Genomic DNA, 2,042 nt, shown 5'->3' with positions numbered 1-2,042 from the left:
GAATGCTGGGAAAAGTCAACGTGCACTGAAGCTGGTTTGGTTGTTAATCGCCCCGGCGTGAATGTTTAATAGTGCCGGGGCGGTCAGCTTCAGAGCTATTTGGGTGGCTCTCTGGCCATGTCCCCATACGCTTGGATGGGCGGCGATTTTGATGGTCGGGTCAGTTATGGAGCGGTCTGGAGGCCAGTTTGACTGGTTGGGCCGTGATCGGTACACATGCTTCAGATAGTCATATGAAAACTGACAGAATTGTAATATTCATCTCAGGTTTCTGACAGCCTCCCTGCGTTAAAGTTGCTCTATGTAAATGTTCGCCTCCCTGTAAGCATCCTGGTTCAGGCGGGGCAATCCAACTGGCGAGGACTCCCAGATGAAAGCGCTCAAAACCCTGTTCGTAGTCACTGCATTGACCACCTCTTCTTTGGCGCTGGCCGAAGGAGGGGGAGACCGTACTTTCGCGCGTATGGAGCAAGCTCGCCAAGCCTCGATGGAGGCTTATCGGGTGGCTCAGCAACAGAACGAAAAGCCCACCGTGGTTGGCGAGAAAGAAAAATCAGCCAAGCACACCAACTGCTGAGCGTCCAAAGTCTTACAAGAATGTAATCTTTCGATTGGATTAAGTGTGGTGAACTCATTAACCCGGCTGCCGAGCTGCACGGTGAGTTGACGACAGTAAATCTGGCAATGGGGGCTAGCCCCCAAGAAAAGCTGCCAACTACCGTCTCATGCGGATCAGGCAGCCCTAAGCCTCTTCGGATTGAGTGGACGTAACGGCATGCAAAGCAAGACTTCAAGACGAACCTTCATCAAAGGCTTGGCGGTAGGCGGGGTGCTCGCGGGCCTGGGTCTGTGGCGGCAACCCGTCTGGGCGCTGACCAGCCCCGGCCAGCCGACGGCCTTGAGCGGTACCCAGTTCGACCTGACCATCGACGCACTGCCGGTCAATATTACCGGTAAAGCGCGCACCGCTATGGCCATCAATGGCTCGATTCCCGGCCCGCTGCTGCGCTGGCGCGAGGGCGATACCGTGACCCTGCGGGTGCGCAACCGCCTGCCGCAGGACACCTCCATCCATTGGCACGGCATTCTGCTGCCGGCCAACATGGACGGCGTGCCGGGCTTCAGCTTCGCTGGCATCGCCCCGGATGGCATGTATGAATACAAGTTCAAGGTTAAGCAGAATGGCACCTATTGGTACCACAGCCACTCCGGTTTCCAGGAGCAGCTCGGTGTCTATGGTCCGCTGGTGATCGACCCGCTGGAGCCCGAACCTTTCCAGTACGAGCGCGACTACGTGCTGATGCTCTCCGACTGGACCGACGAGAACCCGGCCAGCGTGCTGGCCAAACTGAAGAAGCGCTCCGACTACTACAACGAGCACCGCCGCACGGTTGGCGACTTCATCAACGACGTCTCCGACAAGGGCTGGAGCGAGACGGTCAGTGAGCGTTGGGCTTGGGCGAAAATGAACATGAGCCCCACTGACCTCGCCGACGTCAGCGGTGCCACCTACACCTACCTGCTCAACGGCCAAGCACCGGACGGCAACTGGACCGCGCTGTTCCAATCCGGCGAACGCATCCGCCTGCGTCTGATCAACGGCTCGGCGATGACCTACTTCGACTTCCGCATCCCCGGCCTCAAACTGACCGTAGTGGCCGTGGATGGCCAGTATGTCGACCCAGTGGAGGTTGACGAGCTGCGTCTTGCCGTGGCGGAAACCTACGACGTCATCGTCACCCCGGATGGGAGCCAGGAGGCCTACACCCTGTACGCTCAGTCCATGGACCGCAGCGGCTACGCACGCGGTACCCTGGCTGTTCGCGAGGGGCTGAGCGCCCCGGTGCCCACGCCAGATTCACGCCCGACGCTGAGCATGGATGACATGGGGCACGGTGGGCATGACGCTCATGGCGCCCAAGGCGACTCGGACATGAGCGGAATGGCCGGCATGGATCACGGAGCCGGTCGCTCCGCGGGGATGGACCATGCGAGCATGGCTGGTATGGATCACAGCCAAATGCCTGGGATGGATCATGGTC

General features: G+C 59.4%; 2 protein-coding genes. Both read left to right on the top strand.

The genetic code is table 11. The features are described from left to right. The first annotated feature begins 370 nt into the window (after nt 1-370). Entirely contained in the window at nt 371-577 is a 207-nt protein-coding gene (locus tag RA210_RS18650; protein WP_201487616.1) for a co-regulatory protein PtrA N-terminal domain-containing protein, read from the top strand. A 198-nt stretch (nt 578-775) separates the two neighbouring features. After that, on the top strand, nt 776-2,042 hold a 1,267-nt coding region (locus RA210_RS18645), incomplete at its 3' end, for a copper resistance system multicopper oxidase (protein ID WP_201487615.1).

It is taken from the genome of Pseudomonas sp. OF001, assembly GCF_904426495.1.
Taxonomy (GTDB): domain Bacteria; phylum Pseudomonadota; class Gammaproteobacteria; order Pseudomonadales; family Pseudomonadaceae; genus Geopseudomonas.
This window is presented reverse-complemented; position numbering and strand designations above follow the sequence as displayed.

Bases quoted from the DNA above. Each gene is read 5' to 3' on its own strand.
- RA210_RS18650 (WP_201487616.1), top strand. From the start codon at position 371: ATGAAAGCGCTCAAAACCCTGTTCGTAGTCACTGCATTGACCACCTCT.